18 protein-coding genes are annotated in these 21,632 nt (G+C 39.1%); 3 read left to right on the forward strand and 15 right to left on the reverse strand.

Annotated elements, in window-relative coordinates; translation table 11 throughout:
• Position 1: 1 nt before the first annotated feature.
• The 3 genes from addB to AN161_RS21215 all read right to left on the reverse strand — a co-directional run bounded on the left by addB (position 2) and on the right by AN161_RS21215 (position 4,976).
• Entirely contained in the window at positions 2-3,511 is a 3,510-nt protein-coding gene (gene addB / locus AN161_RS21205; protein WP_053596319.1) for a helicase-exonuclease AddAB subunit AddB, read from the reverse strand.
• A gap of 275 nt (positions 3,512-3,786) precedes the next feature.
• Positions 3,787-4,413: a TVP38/TMEM64 family protein gene (locus AN161_RS21210; protein ID WP_082340267.1), complete on the reverse strand. Its 627-nt coding sequence runs from the start codon at positions 4,411-4,413 to the stop codon at positions 3,787-3,789.
• Between the two features lie 11 nt (positions 4,414-4,424).
• On the reverse strand, positions 4,425-4,976 hold the full coding sequence (locus AN161_RS21215) for an XRE family transcriptional regulator (protein ID WP_053596321.1): 552 nt from the start codon (positions 4,974-4,976) through the stop codon (positions 4,425-4,427).
• Between the two features lie 124 nt (positions 4,977-5,100).
• Between AN161_RS21215 and AN161_RS21220 the strand changes: the two genes are divergently transcribed.
• Together AN161_RS21220 and AN161_RS21225 are read left to right on the forward strand one after the other, a co-directional pair.
• Positions 5,101-5,832 carry an AzlC family ABC transporter permease gene (locus tag AN161_RS21220; protein ID WP_053596322.1) on the forward strand — a complete coding sequence of 244 codons (732 nt, stop codon included), beginning with the start codon at positions 5,101-5,103 and terminating at the stop codon, positions 5,830-5,832.
• Complete coding sequence (locus tag AN161_RS21225) at positions 5,829-6,155, forward strand: AzlD domain-containing protein (RefSeq protein WP_053596323.1); 327 nt, start codon at positions 5,829-5,831, stop codon at positions 6,153-6,155. The genes AN161_RS21220 and AN161_RS21225 overlap by 4 nt, the downstream gene beginning before the upstream one ends.
• Positions 6,156-6,201: 46 nt before the next feature.
• Here AN161_RS21225 and AN161_RS21230 read toward each other — a convergent pair whose 3' ends face one another.
• From AN161_RS21230 to uvrB, 12 genes are all read right to left on the reverse strand, one after another.
• Complete coding sequence (locus AN161_RS21230; RefSeq protein ID WP_053596324.1) at positions 6,202-6,438, reverse strand: DUF2198 family protein; 237 nt, start codon at positions 6,436-6,438, stop codon at positions 6,202-6,204.
• Positions 6,438-7,619, reverse strand: a complete 1,182-nt coding sequence (locus AN161_RS21235; protein WP_053596325.1) for a PDZ domain-containing protein — start codon at positions 7,617-7,619, stop codon at positions 6,438-6,440. The genes AN161_RS21230 and AN161_RS21235 overlap by 1 nt, the downstream gene beginning before the upstream one ends.
• Positions 7,620-7,788: 169 nt before the next feature.
• Entirely contained in the window at positions 7,789-9,231 is a 1,443-nt protein-coding gene (locus tag AN161_RS21240) for a S41 family peptidase (protein ID WP_053596326.1), read from the reverse strand.
• A 136-nt stretch (positions 9,232-9,367) separates the two neighbouring features.
• Positions 9,368-9,571, reverse strand: a complete 204-nt coding sequence (locus AN161_RS29065) for a hypothetical protein (RefSeq protein WP_143114972.1) — start codon at positions 9,569-9,571, stop codon at positions 9,368-9,370.
• A 64-nt stretch (positions 9,572-9,635) separates the two neighbouring features.
• On the reverse strand, positions 9,636-10,223 hold the full coding sequence (locus AN161_RS21245; protein ID WP_053596327.1) for a TlpA disulfide reductase family protein: 588 nt from the start codon (positions 10,221-10,223) through the stop codon (positions 9,636-9,638).
• On the reverse strand, positions 10,220-10,873 hold the full coding sequence (locus AN161_RS21250) for a hypothetical protein (RefSeq protein ID WP_053596328.1): 654 nt from the start codon (positions 10,871-10,873) through the stop codon (positions 10,220-10,222). Before AN161_RS21250 ends, AN161_RS21245 begins: the two co-directional genes overlap by 4 nt.
• A 484-nt stretch (positions 10,874-11,357) precedes the next feature.
• Entirely contained in the window at positions 11,358-12,704 is a 1,347-nt protein-coding gene (locus AN161_RS21255; RefSeq protein ID WP_053596329.1) for a M23 family metallopeptidase, read from the reverse strand.
• Positions 12,705-12,918: 214 nt separating this feature from the next.
• Entirely contained in the window at positions 12,919-13,803 is an 885-nt protein-coding gene (gene ftsX / locus AN161_RS21260; protein WP_053596330.1) for a permease-like cell division protein FtsX, read from the reverse strand.
• A complete protein-coding gene (gene ftsE, locus AN161_RS21265; RefSeq protein ID WP_053596331.1) occupies positions 13,793-14,479 on the reverse strand; it encodes a cell division ATP-binding protein FtsE in 687 nt (228 codons plus the stop codon). Before ftsE ends, ftsX begins: the two co-directional genes overlap by 11 nt.
• 284 nt (positions 14,480-14,763) lie before the next feature.
• Positions 14,764-15,954 (reverse strand): DUF4097 family beta strand repeat-containing protein, encoded by a 1,191-nt coding sequence (locus AN161_RS21270; protein WP_053596332.1) that lies wholly within the window; start codon positions 15,952-15,954, stop codon positions 14,764-14,766.
• A gap of 242 nt (positions 15,955-16,196) precedes the next feature.
• Positions 16,197-19,061: an excinuclease ABC subunit UvrA gene (gene uvrA, locus AN161_RS21275; RefSeq protein WP_053596333.1), complete on the reverse strand. Its 2,865-nt coding sequence runs from the start codon at positions 19,059-19,061 to the stop codon at positions 16,197-16,199.
• A gap of 7 nt (positions 19,062-19,068) precedes the next feature.
• Positions 19,069-21,048, reverse strand: coding sequence for an excinuclease ABC subunit UvrB (uvrB, locus tag AN161_RS21280; protein ID WP_053596334.1), 1,980 nt, complete (start codon positions 21,046-21,048; stop codon positions 19,069-19,071).
• A gap of 243 nt (positions 21,049-21,291) precedes the next feature.
• Between uvrB and AN161_RS31145 the strand changes: the two genes are divergently transcribed.
• A complete protein-coding gene (locus AN161_RS31145; protein ID WP_277815968.1) occupies positions 21,292-21,426 on the forward strand; it encodes a hypothetical protein in 135 nt (44 codons plus the stop codon).
• Positions 21,427-21,632: the final 206 nt, after the last annotated feature.

Consider the following 21,632-nt stretch of genomic DNA (forward strand, 5'->3'; position numbering starts at 1 on the left):
CTTACTTCATCTCCTTCCAAATTTTGTCAACGATATCATTCGGTTTTGCTTGCTGTAACTGACGATAGCTTTGCTTGCCATCAGATGGGTCAAATTGACAAACAGCCGCAAATTGACAGTAGTCACATGCTGTTTTTGTTTTTAGTTTATAAGGACTAATAGAGGTATCCCCTGCTAAAATTCCATTACCAGCCTCTTGATGCTTGCGCCGTACAAAATGCTGTAGATTTTTCATATCATTAACAGGTACAATACGTGACTGAGATTCTGATGGTGTCCCATCTTTTTTCATATAGACAGGAATGATTTTTGAATGCCCACTCGATTCCTCTAATTGCTCGTCCATCGATAAAATGGACTCCGCATTTTCTGATAAAAGACCTTTCATTTTGTATTGTTTTAATCGATCTTCCTCAATTTCACTGTCGCTTAAATCCTTATCAAGCTTTAGCATTGGATTGTGGACATGCACATAAAGAACCCCGGCTGGTTCCGCCTCACCCGGTAGCCAATAAGAGGAATTTTCCATCGCTACATCTAAATACGTTAGTACCTGAAGAGACAATCCGTGATAAACCTCATTCAAATCTAAATCACGAGCTGATGATTTATAATCGACAATCCGTAAATAAGAGCGGTCATCAATAGACGCACTATCTACCCTATCAATACGACCTCGCATAAACATTTTCTTACCACCTGTTAAATCAATTTCAAGTGGTGGTAGCTGTTCATTTTGCCCAGGTCCAAACGATGCCTCAATGGCAATTGGCTTAAAGTGAGATACATTCGCATGCTGTGTAAGTGCCGTCATTGTTCGCTCGACAATACGAATAAGCTTGCGCTGAATATAGCGATAACGTGCGCTTGACAGTAAAATTTGATGTGAAAATACCGGCACAATTTGCTCAACGGCTTGTCGTGCTAATTGTTTAATTTGTTGCTTTGTTAAACGTATCCATGATAGCTGCTGACGGTGTGTCTCTTCAGTAATCCATTTCAATGCCTCATGGAATAAATCGCCCATTGCAAATGTTTCTAGTCTGTACTCTGCCCGCTCTTCTAGACGAAGCCCATACGTTGTGAAATGCGAAAATGGGCAACGGAAAAATTTCTCAACACGCGACACACTAGATGTTAGCTTTTGACCGTATAATTCCTGAGTGATGTAATTTTCTAATGGCTCTGCTTCATTTTTATGAGTGATTGGATGTAAAACTCGTTCAAAAACAAGTGCCCAATAAGGGTCCTGTTTATAAAATTTTTGTAAAGCAAGCCACTCTGGTGCAAGCTCGCGGCTATGCTCAGCTTGGCGTTTTTGCACCATTAAATGTGCTAAAGCTGTACGTGGATGACGTATATACGGTAAAGCACTTTCTTCCAGTAATTCAATTGGATCAATCACAACTCGCTCAACCTGGACACCACTCAAAAGCCCAGCCGTTTTATCATTGCCGATAATTTTCTTAATATAGAGTGAGGACAATAGCGCCTTGCCCTCTTCATCTGCTGTTGGGTAGGACATATATAATTTATCGGATGGCGTCGTTAAAGCACGATATAGCAAGAAATTCTCCTGCAGTAAACGATTTTTAGATGTTGGCGCAAGCTCATAACCAATTTGATTAAACCATTCACGTTCAGTATCTGACAGCAATCCCTCATACTCCATACGAGTTGGATAGACGCCATCATTCATCCCTAAGACAAAAGCGACCTTTATATTCGATAAACGGGCTAAGTCAACCGTTGCTACCATGACCTCATCTAATGTAGGTGGGATACGAGAAAATTCTAATGTATCAAAGCCCTCATCTAAAATTTTCGCCGCTGCCTCCACAGACATCTCCTGCTCACCAAACATATAGACAAACTGATCGAGCACGGCAATCCATTCTTTCCATGCTTGATCATGCTCACTTGCAGCTAATGCATCACCTCGATCCAGTTCACGGTCTTTCATTGCTTGAAGCTTTTCATAAACATGTAAACTTTCAATCAATTCAAATAAAGCTGTCGCTACATCTCGACCTGTTGTCGCTACTTCCAGCTTGTCCTGTAACAATTTTAGCGGCTGACGAATTTCATCGCGAATAGCCTCGATTTCTGCTTGCATGGCACGTTCTTCATCTGTTTGCACGCGTGAATGGAATTCAAGTCCACGATACTTCTTGTAAAACCATCGAGCTTCCTCAAACCAGCGCTCACCATAGACGCCCTGTGCTAAACAGTAGTTTTCTAAACGATCCGCACGCTCTCGCCAAACATTTAGCTCAGCATGTAATGGGAAAAATAAATCTGTTTTTACACTACGAAAAACTGGTTCGTATTTCCAATTAGAAGTGATAACCTCTAAAGCAGATCGACTAAGCTCAATTAAAGGGTGATGCAGCATCGTCTTTTTCGAATTTGTAAAAATAGGAATTTCATATTGCTGAAAAATCGTTGTAATAAGCGGGTCATAGACTTCTGCTTGTCTATAAAGAAGTACTATATCCTGATAACGATAACCCTTCTCCCTTGTTAGCTTTGTTATTTCCCGGGCAATGGCATGTATCTCTGCACGTCGATTGGACGCTTCAAGTACCATTACATCACCTGAAGTTTTTTTCGTTTGAGGCACAATATCTGCAAATCGCGATTCCATATGCTGTAAATCTTCAGATTGAAAACGATGCGTATTGTAGAAGTGCAATGGTGCATCCACTTCAATGCCCTCTTCATTTGCAATGTCGTGTAAACGTTGGTTCGTAGAAGCGGCTTCATAGAATAAAGACTGCTCATCATAAACTTCTTCGATATGGTCAAACGGAAGAACTACCGTTACCTGTTTCGTCACCTTTAATAACTCTTTTACAAGCTCTAATTCTCTTACAGTAAATGCTGTAAAACCATCTATATAAATTGTTGCCTGCTTCATCGTCTCGGAGTATTTCAGTTGCTCGGTTAAAATCGGATAATACCCCTCACTATCGACATACGTCGTGCCAAGTCGTTCCTCCAAAGCTTGTAGAACTACTTGTAAATCATTCGTTTTCGCTTGCAAAGTATGAGGCGCATCAATGACCTTCAAAGATGCTGTCACTTCAGCTAACACTGAACTATTTACACTATAACGACTAAACTCCCGTAATAGCGATTCTATTTCCTCCGTAAAGCCTCGTTTCCCAGCTGCTTGTCGAAATAATGAAAACTCACTTTTTTGTTCCTCTAAAAGTTTGCGGATAAGCATTCGATAGCCATAGCCATTTACTTCTTTTCGAGCAATACCACCCGTTTCCTGTAACACTAGCCATGCTAATCGTTTAAATGTCATGACCTGCGCACGGATTAAGCCTTGCAAGCCATGCTTATTCGTTAGCTCATACTCCGTTGAGTAAGACATTTGGTCAGGAACAATCACAAAAATTGGATTTCCCAACGGATCTGATTTTAGTTGCTCGATAATCTCATGATGAATAAACGTTGATTTACCTGTTCCTGAACGTCCTGATACAATACGCAATGTCATGCTTTTCCCCTCCTGTTAATAATCTATTTAATCTTATATCCCCAGGACTTCACGACTCAACCTGAGCAGTTTTCGCATGGACCTGATCACTTTGCTGTTTTACCTGAGCAGTTATTGTATAGGTCCCAGCGCTTTGCTACTCTAACTGTGCATTTTAGTGTTTTATCTGAGAGCCACTCATGTTACTCGAGCATTGTCTACTCTTATTGAAAGATAAAAACCCCTTCTCTCATTTTACATGATACAAGGGGCTGGATGTGCATATTCAACTTTCATTATTGATGATTTTTCGTCAATTTTCGCGCTTGTTTTAAATCTCTCTCTACACGCGAGTTTAATCGTTTCTCTATAAGCTTGCCAACCCACCAAAGCACGACAATCGCAACACCTGCAATAATCAGTCTTACAGGGCTTGTTAAGAGTGATTTTAAATCATAGCCAAGCACGCTCATTCCTAAAATCATAACGAACTTCCCTGCCAATAATACCACTAAATAAAACTTTTTATGCATATGAGATAGCCCCGCTACGATGTTTACAATGACTGAGGGTGTAAAAGGAAAACAAAGTAATACAAACAGGGGACTTATCCCATTCATATCTACCCATTTAATTAGCTTTTCTACCTTTTTACTGCCTGTTACAAATCGAAGCTTGGGATGCTTGCCAAAATGTCGAACAAGCAAAAATACTGCATATGAACCAGCTACAGATCCTAGCCAGGATAATAAAAAACCAAGCCATAAACCAAATGCGCTCGCATTGGCCACAACAAACACGACCAAAGGTAAAAACGGTAAAAACGCCTCTATAAAAGGTAATAATAAACCAATGACCGGGCCAAATGTTCGATATTGTGCCGTAATTTGCTCAATATTTTCTACAGTAAACCATTCATTCAAAATCAACACCTCTATTTATACTGCAAAATTAAATGTAAAATTGTTAACTTTTCCGATGTATTTTTATACTCATGTGGCTGATGTCCTGAGAATACTAGTGTATCCCCTTCTTCTAGTAATTCATGCATATCTCCAGCAGAAATGGTGGCTTGTCCTTGGATAACAGTCACAGTTTCTTCTACCCCTTCCGTGTGGGCTTCACTCCTGCTAGAGGCGCCAGGCTCCATTTCAATCTTATAAAGTTCCCAGCCACGTTCTGGATTATAAGGAATAATGGAATACACACGATATCGTCCCTCGTCTTCATCTACATGTGGCGCATCCTTACTACTATATTTCATGAAATGAGCTGTAGGAGGTTGTAATAAGCACGAAAATGAAGTACGCATACCCGCAGCGATTTTCCAAATCGTTGATACTGTAGGATTCGCCTCTCCCTTTTCAATTTGTGCAAGTTGAGCTTTACTTACCCCTGTAGCTTTGGCAACATCGTCTAAGCTTAATTGACGTTGCTGCCGAATCTTCTTTAATTGAAATGCTAAATTTCGACTCATTTGCTCCATTTTTATTCACCAATTTCTATTGTTTATTTTATCAGACATATGTATACTTTAATAAACATTAAGAACTATCAAACTATTCCATCATTAGTATACATGGAAATTTTTAAGAAAGGATGACCTATTTATGACAAGTACAACAGAATTTCAGAATGAAACAACAAACACGCCAGACGATAGCTTTTTACAAGGCGTTAAAGATTGTGTTCCCACTTTACTTGGCTATATTAGTATAGGACTCGCTTTCGGTGTTGTAGGTTCCGCTTCTGGATTATCTGTACTCGAAATTGCACTTTTAACTATACTCATCTATGCAGGCTCCGCACAATTTATCTTTTGTGCACTTCTTCTAACAAATAGTCCTGCTTCTGCTATTATTGTAACCATTTTTGTCGTAAATTTACGTCATTTATTAATGAGTTTAACATTAGCTCCTCATTTTACACGCTATTCCATGCTCAGAAATGTTGGTTTCGGCACATTATTAACAGACGAAACATTCGGTGTAGCTGTTACAAAGCAAATGCAAACTGGTAAGCTATATGGCAAATGGATGGATGGGCTGAATATCACTGCTTACTCATTTTGGATTCTTTCTTGTGTAGCTGGCGCATATTTGGGGCAATGGGTGGCAAACCCTGAAAAATGGGGCTTAGATTTCGCATTGATCGCCATGTTTGTGGCACTTCTTGTACTCCAACTTGGCAGTGTAGGGAAAAGTAAAATAATGCATTATCTTATGTTAATCGGTTATATGGCTGTCATTATGTATGGCCTTTCCTATATTGTGCCTTCGCATGTGGCTGTTCTTCTTGCAACAGTTATTGTAGCAACTATAGGGGTGGTGACAGATAAATGACGACAACCGCTTCTATGGTATGGCTCATCATTGGCTGTGCACTTGTAACTTGGCTACCACGTATCATTCCTTTTATGTTCGTACGAAGTGTGAAACTACCAGACGTTGTAATGAAGTGGTTAAGCTTTATCCCTGTCTGCATTTTAAGCGCTCTTGTTATTGAAAACTTACTGGATACTGAAAGTGGAAAAATCGTCACACTCGATTGGCCTGTCTTTATTACATTTGTGCCAACACTTATTATTGCACTCGTTACAAAAAGCTTATCTATTACAGTTGTAGCTGGGGTTATTATTATGGCAGCTGTTCGTTTTTTCATGTAAAAAGGTCAGTCCTAAAAGTGAAGCTATCACTTTGGACTGACCCTTTTTAAACAAGACCTTTATTTTTTTTCATTTTACTCGCTAACCAAAAGCCTACTGTTAACGAAAATGCATCGATAACAAATATAATAGGCGGGGAAGTATAACCTGCATATACAGATGCCGCAATAAGAGCAATCGCCAATATTAGTGCCACATAACGATTATACGTAATTCTTGTAAACAATAACACGAGTAATGCTGGCAAAAATAACGCTAACATCATTTTCCCGAAAACATCCATCATATATCCCTCGGCTCAGCTAGTAATAATCCTATACGGTAATGATCATTGCTATAGATAACATGCTGTGTTAAGCGTACTTCATTGTTACGATCTACTATTTCTAGACGGCAATGTGCAGCATTTAATTGCAAAGCTTCGTATAAATCATTTTCAGTATAAATGGAATGCCCATTTACTTTACGAATACATTCCCCTGCCAGTAAGCCCATTTTTTCAGCTGGTGAATCCGGTAGGACAGCCGCAATTATAGCACCCTTTGAGCTTGGTGCAACTGCATAAATTTCCGTTTTATCTTGCAGCGCATAGAAGATTGAAATAATGATACGACTCACTACACCAAGTGCCAACGTTATAAAGCCGATGACTGGCTCCAAGGCTGCTGCAAGTCCACCTATTAAAATTACCTGTCCTAGCATTAGCACTGATCGGCCAATTTTAGGCAATTGCAAAGCCGGTAATTCTTTTCTAGTAAGCTTTGAAAATCCTATAACGACTGGAAATAGTACGAGTGCAAAGGTACTCTCTCCTATTGTAAACTGTGGCCAATACGGAAAATCTGCCGGAATAATATTACCAGGCATTACAAAGAAGATTGGCAGTACCCATACATTTCTTGAACGATAGACAATTGCCTGCATACCTCGCTTCGTTTTTTCAACTCGCGGTGTCGTTACCTTCATTGCTATTCGACGAATTAACATGCCCTCAGCAATCACACATAGACCAGCTAAAATAGTAATCGTTACAATGGGACCGGCCAATAAATTTACACCTTCTAAAGAGATTTTCCACCAAGAAAATGTCCAATTATATTGAAACATCGCCCATATTGCTAAAGTAGCAAGCCCCATCGTATAGATTGGTGAAAGTGCATTAATGAAGAACAGTAATAATGCTAATGCAGAAATGGCTATTAAAATCATTAAGAAAGCTTTGGGCACTGTTAAACCTAAACCAACGCTTACTAGCGAAATGAGAAGGGCATATAGCCAACCATATTTCCATTGCCCAATTAGCTCTGTCCAACCCCAAATAATACGTCTATTAAAAAATTTACGCTCCTGTTTTACACGACTATAACCTAATAAAATCGCAAATAAAATTGCAATATAAATTAATGGGTTGAGTAAGAAGCGGCCAATCGCTGTCACAATTTCTATTAATATATCACTAACCATACGAACACCCGCCGTTTCTGTCTTAAATACTATGAATTTATTGTATCAAACGACTACACTCTTGCGTAGTACAAACTAGTAGAAAGCTTACTATTCTTATTTTTTCTTTATTCAGCGGATGTCACGGATTTTGAAATATGCACGGTGCAAGTCAGATTTATATTATTCACTATTCAATATTGTGCAGTAAAAAGCTTGTCGCCATTTGGAACTGTAAATCATTTTGGCGATCTTCTTTATATTTTTTCAACGTTTCATTTAAACTGTTAAAGAAGGTAGTATCTATATAAATATTCTCTTCTGCCTGTTTTAACTTCTTATCCTCCCGATAAAGCTTAACAGCCTCCTCCGTCGATTCATCCAAGTAACCGTCTAAACGAGCAATTTTATAGCCTAGCTTTTTCAAAGCATTTTGCGTATAAGCAATTTCCTCACTCATATCGCCCTCTTTAAACTTCCCTGATAATGGATGCATTTGAAAAGCAAATAATTCATTTTGTTCAATAACTAAATTAGCCTCAATACCTTGCCCATGAATCCATTCACGTTTTGGTGTGAGCCATTTATTTGTGGACAGTTTAAGCTCCCCACCATTTGTCAGAGACCAAGATTCCTGCACTGTTCCCTTCCCAAAGCTCTTGACACCAACAATTGAGGCGCGTCCCCAACCTTTTAAAGCACCACTAAGAACTTCACTAGCCGATGCACTGCCTGCATTCTGTAAAATAACAATCGGCATTTTGTACATTGTCTGTAAATATTTTTCATCAAAGCTTTTTGATTCCGTTTTTAATGGTTCCATAGCACCTTCAGCATTTTGCATATACGCAAACACTTTGCCATTCTCCAATACAGTGCTCAGTAGCGCTGCGACGCTATGTAAATAACCACCTGGATTATCTCGCACATCAATAACTAACCCTTTTATATCTTTTCGAAGCAATTTACTTGTTTCGGCAACCCACTCATTTGCCGTCTTCTCACCAAAAAGTGCGATTTCTACATAGCCTATCGGAGTATTTTCTACGTCCAATATTTCACTTGATACTGTTTTGTTAGAAATTGCTGCTCGTTCCATCGTCATTTTAATATGTTTATCTTCACTTGGACGATAGACGACAATAGTTACTTTCGTCCCCTTTTCTCCTTGAATTAAATGCATTAATTCACTCATCGTTTTACCATCTACTCGAACGCCATCAACTTGTACAATTTCATCGAGAGAGCGCATTCCTGCTTTATCTGCTGGGGACGAACGGACAGGAGACACAACAATAAATTTCCCGTTACTTTCAGTTAGCTCAATACCAATGCCCACTCTTTCCTCGGCTAACATTTGTCGGTGTTGTTCTGCCTCTTCCTTCGAATAATAGGTGCTGTAAGGGTCCTTAATAGCGTCGGCCATACCACGAAGTGCCCCCTCCACCAATGCGTCTTTTTCCGTACTGTATACAGATTTTTTCTCAATTAAATTCAACGCTTCATTGATTGATCCAACCTCTGTGACGACTGGCTCCTTTTTATCCCCTAGATTAAACCAGTCAAAATAAAATCCACTACCTAACAATAAACTACTAGCAAGTACGCCGACACCAGCCATTATTTTGCGCAAACCTTCCCTCCTCCGTCTCTTTTACTGTATGACTTTTATTTTTCAAACATACAAGATTAAGCTTCAAAATAATTTGGTGAATACTATGCTTTTTGTTTCGTGGGTATTCTATCGGCTAGCGCGGGTACTTGCCTTTCTAGTGTGGGTATTCTTGCGCGAATCGCGGGTATTTCCCTTCCTCGCGCGGGTATTCTTGCGTGAACCGCGGGTATTTCCCTTCCTCGCGCGGGTATTCTTGCGTGAATCGCGGGTATTTCTCCTCCTTGCGCGGGTATTCTTGCGTGAATCGCGGGTATTTCCCTTCCTTGCGCGGGTATTCTATAAACAAGTAAATATTCACATAAAAAAATCTGCTTCGTTTCTATGAGAAAACGAGCAGATTCTTTGAATTTATCTTCTATTGTTTAGTCTAATGCTTCCACATAGCTCTTTAACATATCAACATTCATTGGCCCTCTAATTGCACGTTGAATATATCCATTTGAATCAATAAAATATGTTGTAGGAATCGTTAATACTTGATAATCTAAGCCAACTTCGTTTTTCATGTCAAGTAAAATAGGGAATGTTAACTCAAAGCTATCTCTAAATGTCATTACGGTATCAATCTTTGCGTCATCTGTTACATCACGTTCACCCTGTGTTAAATTGACAGCTACTATTTCTACATTATCTTTTTTAGCATTTTGTTCATAATATTTTTGCATATGTGGCATTTCTGCCTTGCACGGTGGACACCATGTTGCCCAGAAATTTAACACGACTTTCTTTCCTCGAAGCTCACTCAATGTCACATTTTTACCATCTAAACTTGTTAAAGTAAAATCCGGTGGTGTATCTCCGTTGTTTAAACCAATCTTCCGGTCATCCATTTCTTTTCCAAGAGAAGCTGTTTCAATTTCACGATCCTTATCAATCTGCTGTTTTACATATGTACCAATCATCGCGGCTATTAACAACACGACGACGAGCAGCCCTATATTTTTTTTCATTCCTTACCTCCCATGCTTTCTTTTTGAACAATATTATGTAAATATTGCCTGCAAATCGCTATACCTAGTATAAGTAATATGACGCTCACACCTACAGCCGGTTGCCATAAACCATGCGGCTGAAAGAAGGCAACAATCATAAGCCCAATCGTATATAAAAATAATGCACGATTGATAGCCGTTATTTTCCATAATATGAGGACTGTTAGTGTACTTAGCACAATTAAAGTACTTACTTCGCTAGTGGTCTGATTGTCATTTAATAACACCACAAGCCATTGATAGATCGATTGCGTTAAAATGATTGCCCAGCTACAGGCAGTGATTCCAGTTGCGTCAAACTGTAATTTTTGTCGCTTCCGCCAAAGCTGTAGCGATGCTGCCATTACCCCTAAAAAGACACCGATTGTTCCACCATTGAAATAAAGGAGTGCAAACGGTTGAGCAATAACAGCTTTAAAATCAGTAACAATTATGCTAAATTTCCAAACAAGAATAAAAGTAAGGGCTGCGTCTCCATATACCTCCGACCATTTCTTCGGAAATTGTACTCGTAATACTAGCCATACAATGAAAAATGCCGCAAGAAGAGCGACAGCTGTTGCTGGTAATGTTAGTGTCCTAATAGAGAACCATTCTGTATTATTCACCTAATAAATCCTCCGCAAGTAAAGTTAGATTCAGCATAGCATACAATCTTTATATGAACTGTTATTTCACACTGTGTTCAAAAAATCTTCGGAAAACATGAAAAGAATATGCTTTTTATGAGCAAATATATTGTAATACCCCACAAGGTATTTATATTACTAATACTAACATAAAATGTGGCACAACTAGGAAAAATATTTCCAACAATTATCTACCAAAACAATTTTAAGTTCAATGTTTAAATTTCCCGATGAATGCTGAGGTGATTCACATTATGAGGCTTCCCTAAAAGTTCCGCCGACTCCCCCTCCCTTAAGGGCGTTCTATCCGTCATTTCGATGATTCTATCAGTCACTTTGCTTCTTCTATCCGTCGATTCGATGATTCTATCCATCAGTTTTGGTTCTTAACATCACGCTTGAAAAAACCTAACTAAAAAAGCTATACATTAGATGGAATTCTAATGTATAGCTTTCATTATTTTTACAACGGAATATATTTTAATGGGTTGACACTTCCGACTGCTTGTCCTTGCCAAGCGCCGATATGCACTTCAAAGTGTAAGTGCGGTCCTGTTACACGTCCTGTGCTACCCATCGTAGCAATTTGTTGGCCTTGGGATACTTCTGTGCCAACACTAACGTTGAAGGAATTTAAGTGTGCATACACTGTCGTATAGATTTGACCGTCGATAGAATGTGTAACGATGACAACATTACCATACGAGCTAAGTGGTGCCGCATAGGAAACAACACCGTCAGCAGCTGCCCAAATTGGAGTACCTGTACCATTGGCAAGATCGACTCCATAGTGGAATTCTGAACCAGCACCAATATTACGCCAGCCATATGGCGATGTTAAACGACCATTTGTTGGCTTAATCCATGTACCATTCGATTGTGGAGCAGTGACTGTTGAAGAAGACCCACCACCACTATTGCCTGAATTAGATGCCTTGGTTGGGGCTGCTGCCTTCGCTGCTGCGTTTGCCTTCGCTGCTGCTGCTGCGTCTGCCTTGCGTTTCGCTTCTTGTTGACGGGCAACTTCAGCTAATCGTTTTTGTTCATCGATGATCTTTTGTTGTAATTCATCACTAATTTCAAGTGCCTCAGAATATTCTTTCTCAAGCAATACTTTTTCTGACTTCAGCTTTTCTTGTTCTTTTTCTAATTGATCAATTAATTTGTTTTTCTCAGCTTTTTGTCCATCCAATGATGCTTTTAAACGATCAAGTTCAGCTTTTTTATCTTCAAGCTTTTGGCGTTTGCCTTCTAAGACTTGCTTTTGTTCCTCTAATTTTTGCTTGTCCTCTTTTTGATCTTGGATAATTTGTCGATCCGCTTCAAGCAATGCATTGACAGCAGAGAATCGATCGATAAAATCTACGAAGCTATTAGAACTAAGTAGTACGTCTAAATAGCTAACGGTACCACCCGCCTGAATGGCACGAGCACGATCCTCTAGCAATAAATCACGCTCTTCAATTTTGCGCAGAAGCTCTGCTATGGAATCTTCTAAAGACTTTATTTCTTTATTTGTAGATTGAATTTCTGCCAATACATTTTTGATATTGCTATTAGTTTTATCAATTTCAGCATTTAATGTTTGAATTTGATCTAATAATTTTTGTTGCTTGTCTTCATTTGCTGTAATAGCATTTGTTTTATTTTTGATGGATGAATCTAAGCCATCCTTCTTTGATTCAATTTGTCTTTTTTCATCTTTTAAATCCGATAAACTATTGGCATACGCTGATGGAGTTTGGATAAAAAGAAATAGTGCAGATGCTGCAGCAAGTGTTTTTATTGAGTTTTTCGCCATACTTTTCACCGGTTGAACTCCTTTTCGACTAATTATTTTGAATGATAACCTATTGGGTTGATTTCATTTCCAACCGGGCGCTTTCCTGGGGCGTTCGATGAGCCGCTTCACTCGCATGGCTCGCTAATCCCCTAGGTGTCGCCCAACCTTCTTCCAATCAACTTATATATATGGAATACGTTTAAAATGTCATCCCAACTTTTTATGATAAGCCTAACGAAAGCTAAATTTTTAAAAACTTACGTACTGACATGAAGCTTCCCCAAACACCGATTAGGACACCAATGAGTAATAGTAGACCGCTTACTTGGTACACAAGAGGTGAGAAATCAAGTACTTGAACAAGTTCACCCTGTAATCGAGGCGCAATAATTTTATATACATTGTGGTATAGGGTTGCGATAACCGTAATCGGAATAATAGAACCTAAAATTCCGAGCCACATGCCTTCTAATATAAATGGGATACGCACGAACCAGTTTGTTGCTCCTACAAGTTTCATAATTTCTATTTCATCACCACGTGCAATGATCGTAATTCGAATTGTATTAGAAATTAAGAAAATCGCTGTAAATAATAACCCTAAAATAAGCACTGTCCCTACGTTACGGCTAATATTCAAGACGTTAAAAAGCTTTTCTACTTTGCCTTCACCATACATAACATTATATGTATTCTCGAATTTATCAATTTTCTTAGCGACAGTAGCCGTTTGCTGAGGATCTGAAGCCTTCACATAAATAACATTACGTAATGGATTACTTTGCTCAAATAGTTTAAAATCTTCCCCAAAATCTTTTACTAATTTGGTTAACTCATTTTCCTTTGTCGAATAGTTCATCTCTTCGATATCTGGCAATTTCTTTATTTTTTCCATGAGTGCTTTTTCAGCAGCTTCATCAGCTGTTTCATCAATTAATACTTTAATTTCAACATCGTTCTCTAAATCAGATGCTACTTTATTTAAATTCATCATAATAAGCGCAAATACGCCCACTAATATTAATGTAACTGTAACTGCACTTACTGAAGCAATGGTCATCCAGCTATTACGGCCAAGTGACTTTAGACTTTCTCGGAAGTGACGTTTCACCGTATTAAATTTCATAGCCGTAATCACCTCCGTGCTCATCACGGACAATCATTCCGCCTTCAATCGCAATTACCCGACGTCGAATCGTATTCACGATTTCACGGTTATGGGTTGCCATTACAATAGTTGTACCTCTTGCATTAATTTCCTCAAATAAATTCATAATATCCCACGATGTCTCAGGATCAAGATTCCCGGTAGGTTCATCTGCAATAACGACCTTCGGTACATTGACAATAGAGCGCGCAATCGAAACACGCTGCTGTTCGCCACCTGAAAGTTCATTAGGGAACATTCTCGCCTTTTGCTTCAGCCCCACGAGCTCCAGAACCTCCATTACTCGACGTCGAATTTCCACTGGTTCCTCTTCAATTACCTCTAGTGCAAATGCCACGTTTTCATAGACATTCAAACGAGGAAGTAGTTTGAAATCTTGGAAAACGACTCCAAGCTGACGACGTAAAAAAGGTACTTTTTTATTTTTTAATGTAGCTAAATCTATGCCATTAACAGTGATTTCTCCTGAAGTAGCTTTTTCCTCGCGGTACATTAACTTAATGAATGTCGATTTACCTGCACCACTTGGACCTACAACATAAACAAATTCACCTTGCTTTATGTTAACGGAAATCCCATTTGCCGCAACAACGCCACTTGGGTACTTCTTTGTCACATTTTTCATTTCTATCATATTTAAACCACCTAAATCTCTTACCTATGTAAGAGGTATTTCGTTAACTATTATAGCACTCTATATCTCCCTTTTTTATTACAGTTTCATTTCATTCCGTGGCAGTTCTTGCTATTTCGTTCCTTCATTGCCATTTTCGAGACGAAATTGTCATAAAACTCGACATACAAGAAAACAGAAATCGACCTCAATATGTAGAAGTCGATTTCTGTTTTCTTAACTTTTCAAGCAATAAAAAAGCATTCAAGCTATGCTGTTTCGCATAGCCTGAATGCTTTTGTTACTTAAATATGCTGCTCGTCAGTTGTTGTATAGCGTATTAAAACTGCACCTGTTTTAGACTCGCCTTCGATAAATAGACGATTAGCATCCTCTACTTCTTTATCAAAACGTACTACTTTTGATAAGAATTGATCCTGTGATTCAATTTTTGAAGCATCTTGAATACCAACATCTACTTTACCAAAATTCGTAACAATTTTACCGCTTAACGATATTGTACGTGGCACATACAATTCAACAGCTCCTGCAACTGTTTGCGCTTTGATTTTTGATGAATTGGTAGAGCAAGTTGTAACAACAACATGTCCATTGACCGATTTTGCTTCAACTTCATCCAATGCGCCATCCAAATATACACGACCATTCAATGTCTCAGCTTCTAAATCTTTACCACGAACATTTGTTAATTCAATCGAGCCATTAGAAGAATCCACTTCTGCCTTCCCAAAATTAAACTTAGAGCCTTTAATCGCACCATTTAATGTCTTTACTTTTAATTGCTCGAAATCCGTATCTTGTAAAGTAACACTACCGTTCATTAAACGTACTGATAGTTTCTCCAATTTATCCTTTGGTACAAGTACTTTAACATTTACTTGAACAAGCTTTAGTTGACTTAAAATTCGTAGTGAACCTTCATCTTCCTTCACCACGAATTGCTCTAGGAAATGAGCACGCGTTTCTTCTTCACTATCATTAACAAGTGGTGCCTTCACCTTGCAAATAACTTGGAAGCTATCTCCTTCAGAAGATTCTAATGAAAAATTGCCATTCGGTAATTCAGCAATTATATTGTCTACATGTTCAGCTGCAACTTCTTCCGTATGAGTAAACTCTACTTTATCACCAAACGGAGAGGTTACATCAAATTCTTTTACCTTTTTTACTGCCGTATTCATCATATCCATAAAGAGTGAACCAATTTGTGTTAAATCTTTACGAAAATCTCGCATCTCTTCTTGGAAATATTTCGTAAAATCTTCATCTTTTTTCGTTTCATCTTTGTGACTTTCATCTTTAAATACTGACTCTTTTTCTGTTGAGGAATGCTGGTCCTCTTTTGACACATCATTCATAACATTTTGAGTGGACTTGCTAGGTTGCTCTAATGCTTCTAATAATGTAATCGCCTCTTGCGCTGAAATTGTTCCTTTTTCCACAAGTTCTAAAATTCGTTGACGTTCATTTTGCATAATTAAAATAGCCTCCCTCAGTTCGTTATAGTATTTATACGAATCATTTTGTGAAAAGTTTCACCATAAAAATGAAAATATTGGGGATATATCTTTTTTTAGGCTTACTACAGTCAACTTATCCACATAACATACGTTTTAACATAATGTCACCCAACTTTTAATTTTTATCGACATCCGCATGCCGGGCGCACGTAAAAAAAATTCGCAAATCCCCTTTAGGGAATTTGCGAACAATTACTTTATTGAGAAGCCTTTGCTAAAGCAGCTTCCATACGCATACGATCTCTTGTTAATATCGGTTTTAAATATTTTCCTGTATAAGAGCCACTTACTTCTGCGACTTCTTCAGGTGTACCTGTCGCAACAATTGTGCCACCTTTGTCGCCACCTTCAGGCCCTAAGTCGATAATGTAGTCCGCTGTCTTGATGACATCTAGATTATGTTCGATCACTAGCACTGAATCGCCATTTTCTACAAGACGCTGTAAAACAATGAGTAAACGTGCAATATCGTCTGCATGTAAGCCCGTTGTCGGCTCATCTAAAATATAGAATGATTTACCTGTTGAACGACGGTGTAATTCAGAGGCTAATTTTACACGCTGCGCCTCACCACCAGATAACGTTGTGGCAGGTTGTCCTAATTTCATATAGCCTAATCCTACATCCACGATGGTTTGTAGCTTACGCTGGATTTTCGGAATATTTTCGAAGAATACGACTGCGTTTTCAATCGTCATATCTAAAATATCCGCAATGCTCTTATCTTTATATTTCACTTCAAGCGTTTCACGGTTATAACGTTTCCCATGGCAGACTTCACACGGTACATAAACATCTGGTAGGAAATGCATTTCAATTTTTATAATTCCGTCACCACGACAAGCCTCACAGCGACCTCCCTTAACGTTGAAGCTAAAGCGACCTTTCTTATAGCCACGTACCTTTGCCTCATTTGTTACTGCGAAAACATCTCGAATATCATCAAAAACACCTGTATAAGTAGCAGGATTGGAGCGAGGTGTACGACCGATTGGTGATTGGTCAATATCAATAACCTTTTCTAGTTCATCAATCCCTGTTATTTCTTTATGTTCACCCGGCTTCACCTTTGAACGGTTAAGTTTCTGAGCCAATGATTTATATAAAATTTCATTAATAAGTGTTGATTTACCTGACCCTGAAACGCCTGTTACGGCCACGAATAATCCAAGTGGTACATCCACCTTCACATTGTGAAGATTATTTTCCTTAGCACCTTTAATGGATAATTTGCGTCCATTCGGTTTGCGTCGCTCAATTGGCAGTGGAATAAACTTCTTACCACTTAAATATTGCCCCGTCAAAGATTTATCATTTTCCATTACTTCCTGCGGTGTCCCTGCTGCAACAATTTGACCACCATGCACACCTGCACCAGGACCAACATCAATGAGATAATCCGCCGCCAGCATTGTATCTTCATCGTGCTCGACAACAATAAGCGTATTGCCAATATCACGCATATTTTGCAGCGTACTAATGAGACGGTCATTATCGCGTTGATGCAAGCCAATTGATGGTTCATCTAAAATATAGAGGACACCTGTTAAACGCGAGCCAATTTGTGTCGCAAGGCGAATTCGTTGAGCTTCTCCCCCTGAAAGTGTTCCTGCCGCTCGACTTAACGTTAAATAATCTAATCCCACGTTTACGAGGAAGCCTAGACGTTCTTCAATTTCACGTAAGACAAGTCGAGCAATTTTCATATCTTTTTCTGATAAATCTAGCTCTTTGAAAAATGTATCAGCTTCCTGAATGGAATACTGTGTAACTTCACCAACATGCTTATCTGCTATTTTTACAGCTAATGTTTCAGGCTTTAAACGATAACCTTTACAAGACGGACACGCTTGCTGTGCCATATATTTTTCCATTTGTTCACGCACGTAATCAGAAGATGTCTCCTTAAAACGGCGCTCCACATTACGTACAACACCTTCAAATTCAATCATTTGATCTCGAACATTGCCAAACTCATTTTCATAATGGAAGTGGATTTTATCTTTTCCAGAACCATATAAAATTTTATCCATCTTTTCTTTCGGAAGATCCTTTACAGGTACATCCATCGGAATATCATAATGATCACATACCGCCTTTAATAACTGTGGATAATATTGAGAGCTAGTGGGTTCCCATGGTGCTATAGCATGCTCTAATAAACTTCGATCCCAATCAGGTACTACTAAATCAAGATCTACCTCTTGCGTCGAGCCTAAACCATCACAGCTTGGACAAGCTCCGAATGGACTGTTAAATGAAAACATTCGGGGCTCTAGCTCACCGATTGAAAATCCACATAATGGACAGGCATGATGTTCACTAAATAATAATTCCTCATGCTCCATCACGTCGACAAGTACACGGCCATCTGCCAAACGTAATGCTGTCTCTAAGGAATCACTAAGACGTGACGCGACGCCTTCCTTCATAACAACACGATCCACGACTACTTCTATTGAATGCTTTTTGTTTTTATCAAGATCAATCGCATCATCTAAATCACGTAGCTCCCCGTCGAGACGTACTCGAACAAAGCCTTGCTTTTTTAAATCCTCCAGTAGCTTTACGTGCGTTCCCTTACGCCCTGATACCATTGGGGCAAGCAGCTGCATTTTCGTTCTTTCTGGATAAAATAATAGTCGATCGACCATTTGCTCAATCGTTTGGGAGGTAATCTCAATACCATGATTCGGACAAATAGGCTTACCGATACGCGCAAATAGCAAACGTAAATAATCATAGATTTCCGTTACTGTACCAACAGTAGAACGTGGGTTACGGCTCGTCGTTTTTTGATCGATTGAAATAGCAGGAGATAACCCCTCTATCGCATCGACGTCTGGTTTGTCCATTTGCCCAAGAAATTGACGTGCATAGGCTGAAAGTGATTCTACATAACGACGTTGTCCCTCGGCATAAATCGTATCAAACGCTAATGACGATTTCCCTGAGCCTGATAAACCTGTTAGCACTACTAGTTGATCACGTGGAATTGTGACATTAATATTTTTTAAATTATGTGCTCGTGCGCCCTGCACGACTATTTCAGTATTTTTCACAAGCCATTCACCCTTCTACCTTCAATTCAAATATTGTATCGCGCAGATCAGCAGCTCGTTCGAAATCTAGCGCCTTTGCTGCTTCCTTCATTTCTACTTCTAGGGAAGCAAGTAATTGCTCTCTTTCTTCCTTCGTTAACTTCTTACCTTTTGTTGTCTTCGCTACATAAGACTCTTCTTCCTCTGCCACCTGTGTTGCACGAATAACATCAGGAATTTTCTTAACAATCGTTTTCGGCGTAATGCCATGCTCCTCGTTATACGCCATTTGCATTATTCGACGACGCTTCGTTTCCTCAATCGCCTTTTTCATCGAATCCGTCATATTATCTGCGTACATAATGACATGACCATTAGCATTACGCGCCGCACGTCCAATCGTTTGAATTAATGAACGCTCTGAACGTAAAAATCCTTCCTTGTCAGCATCTAAAATCGCCACAAGAGAAACCTCAGGAATATCTAGCCCTTCACGCAATAAGTTAATGCCGATTAGAACATCATAAGTACCTTTGCGCAGCTCGCGAATAATTTCAAATCGCTCTAGCGTCTTAATCTCTGAATGCAAGTACTCCACCTTTAAGCCCATTTCTTTCAAATAAGCTGATAAATCCTCTGACATTTTTTTCGTCAATGTTGTAACGAGCACCCGTTCATCACGAGCAATACGATCTTGAATCTGATCGATTAAATCATCAATTTGTCCTTCAATAGGACGTACTTCAATTTGTGGATCAAGCAGCCCAGTTGGACGAATAATTTGCTGCACCATTTCCGGAGAATGCTCAAGCTCATACGGGCCGGGTGTTGCTGATACATAAATAGCTTGATGTATATGTTTCTCATATTCTTCAAAACGTAAAGGGCGGTTATCTAGTGCTGATGGCAAACGGAAGCCATGCTCAACTAGTACACCTTTACGTGCTTGGTCACCGTTATACATCCCTCGAACTTGTGGCAAAGTAACGTGACTTTCATCGACAACAAGTAAAAAATCATCAGGGAAATAATCAAGTAGCGTATATGGAGTTGCCCCCGCTTCACGCAATGTTAAATGACGCGAGTAGTTTTCGATACCTGAGCAAAAGCCCATTTCACCCATCATTTCTAAATCATAACGAGTACGCTGCTCTAAACGCTGTGCCTCCAATAATCTATCCTCTGCACGTAAAAGAGCTAGACGCTCCTCCAACTCTTTTTCAATATTTTCAATGGCTTTTCGCATTTTTTCTTCTCGTGTAACGAAGTGGGATGCTGGGAAAATAGCTATATGATCACGCTCTGCTAGTATTTCTCCAGTTAACGCATCCACCTCGCGAATTCGGTCGATCTCGTCCCCAAAAAACTCCACGCGGATACAATGCTCATCACGAGATGCAGGGAATATTTCCACTACATCACCACGTACCCGAAACGTACCACGTGTAAAACTCACATCATTACGCTCATACTGTACATCGACCAGTTTTCGAAGCAACTGATTACGTTCAATTTCCATCCCAGTACGCACAGACACGACCATTTCACGATATTCTTCTGGAGAACCTAGACCATAAATACAGGACACGGATGCAATAATAATGACATCATCACGCTCGAATAATGCAGATGTCGCAGAGTGACGCAACTTATCAATTTCATCATTAATGCTTGAGTCTTTCTCGATATAAGTATCCGTCTGCGGTACATAGGCCTCAGGCTGAAAGTAATCATAGTAGCTGACAAAGTATTCAACTGCATTATTAGGGAAGAACTCTTTAAACTCACTATATAATTGACCCGCTAATGTTTTATTGTGCGCCATAATAAGTGTCGGTTTTTTTACTTGTTTAATGACATTAGAAATCGTAAACGTTTTTCCTGTTCCTGTTGCACCGAGCAATGTTTGATGACGTTTACCTGCACATACACCCTCCACTAATTCCGCAATTGCCTGTGGCTGATCGCCATTAGGCGTATATGGCGCTTGTAAATCAAATGCTTGCACACATGTCCCCGTCCTTTCCTACCAATTTGATACATATATTTTAGCATAGCATTATTAAAATTTCGAACATTTAACGAACGAATGTTTGTAAATATTTTTTTATTTGCTATATTTAAGATGATTCCGATAGAACGTATGTACCAAAAAATTCAATTACAGCCTATCTATAAATAGATTACCCTTTCCAAATGTTAGCTAATCGAGAAGGGAAAATGTAAATACATGACCTTAGCAGGAATTTCAATGTTTGATGATGAATTGCTCGTTGAAATTGGGTCTATTAAAGATAAGCGAATTCTAGGGAGATTTGATCGAGTTAGGGGAGAAACGCTCAGGTTGATTGAAGAGTTGATCGGGTTGACTGATCAGCTAGATTGAATAAATGCTCGGGTTAACGGTAGAACCGATCAGCTTGATTGTAGAACTGATCGGGTTACCATTAAAACTGATTAACTAGATTGCATAACTGCTTGTCATAAAAAATAAGTTCGGTGTATTACCGAACTCATTTTTACAAGCTACCTGTTGATATAATTATTTCTAACAATGAGATATCTGTTTTACTTACTGGGCTCTCCTCTTCA

Origin of the sequence: Lysinibacillus sp. FJAT-14222 (genome assembly GCF_001278875.1) — a bacterium.
In the GTDB taxonomy this organism is placed as follows: domain Bacteria; phylum Bacillota; class Bacilli; order Bacillales_A; family Planococcaceae; genus Lysinibacillus; species Lysinibacillus agricola.

Bases quoted from the DNA above. Each gene is read 5' to 3' on its own strand.
- addB (WP_053596319.1), bottom strand. From the start codon at position 3,511: ATGACATTGCGTATTGTATCAGGACGTTCAGGAACAGGTAAATCAACG.
- AN161_RS21215 (WP_053596321.1), bottom strand. From the start codon at position 4,976: ATGGAGCAAATGAGTCGAAATTTAGCATTTCAATTAAAGAAGATTCGG.
- AN161_RS21220 (WP_053596322.1), top strand. From the start codon at position 5,101: ATGACAAGTACAACAGAATTTCAGAATGAAACAACAAACACGCCAGAC.
- AN161_RS21225 (WP_053596323.1), top strand. From the start codon at position 5,829: ATGACGACAACCGCTTCTATGGTATGGCTCATCATTGGCTGTGCACTT.
- AN161_RS21230 (WP_053596324.1), bottom strand. From the start codon at position 6,438: ATGGATGTTTTCGGGAAAATGATGTTAGCGTTATTTTTGCCAGCATTA.
- AN161_RS21235 (WP_053596325.1), bottom strand. From the start codon at position 7,619: ATGGTTAGTGATATATTAATAGAAATTGTGACAGCGATTGGCCGCTTC.
- AN161_RS21245 (WP_053596327.1), bottom strand. From the start codon at position 10,223: ATGAAAAAAAATATAGGGCTGCTCGTCGTCGTGTTGTTAATAGCCGCG.
- ftsX (WP_053596330.1), bottom strand. From the start codon at position 13,803: ATGAAATTTAATACGGTGAAACGTCACTTCCGAGAAAGTCTAAAGTCA.
- ftsE (WP_053596331.1), bottom strand. From the start codon at position 14,479: ATGATAGAAATGAAAAATGTGACAAAGAAGTACCCAAGTGGCGTTGTT.
- AN161_RS21270 (WP_053596332.1), bottom strand. From the start codon at position 15,954: ATGCAAAATGAACGTCAACGAATTTTAGAACTTGTGGAAAAAGGAACA.
- AN161_RS31145 (WP_277815968.1), top strand. From the start codon at position 21,292: ATGTTTGATGATGAATTGCTCGTTGAAATTGGGTCTATTAAAGATAAG.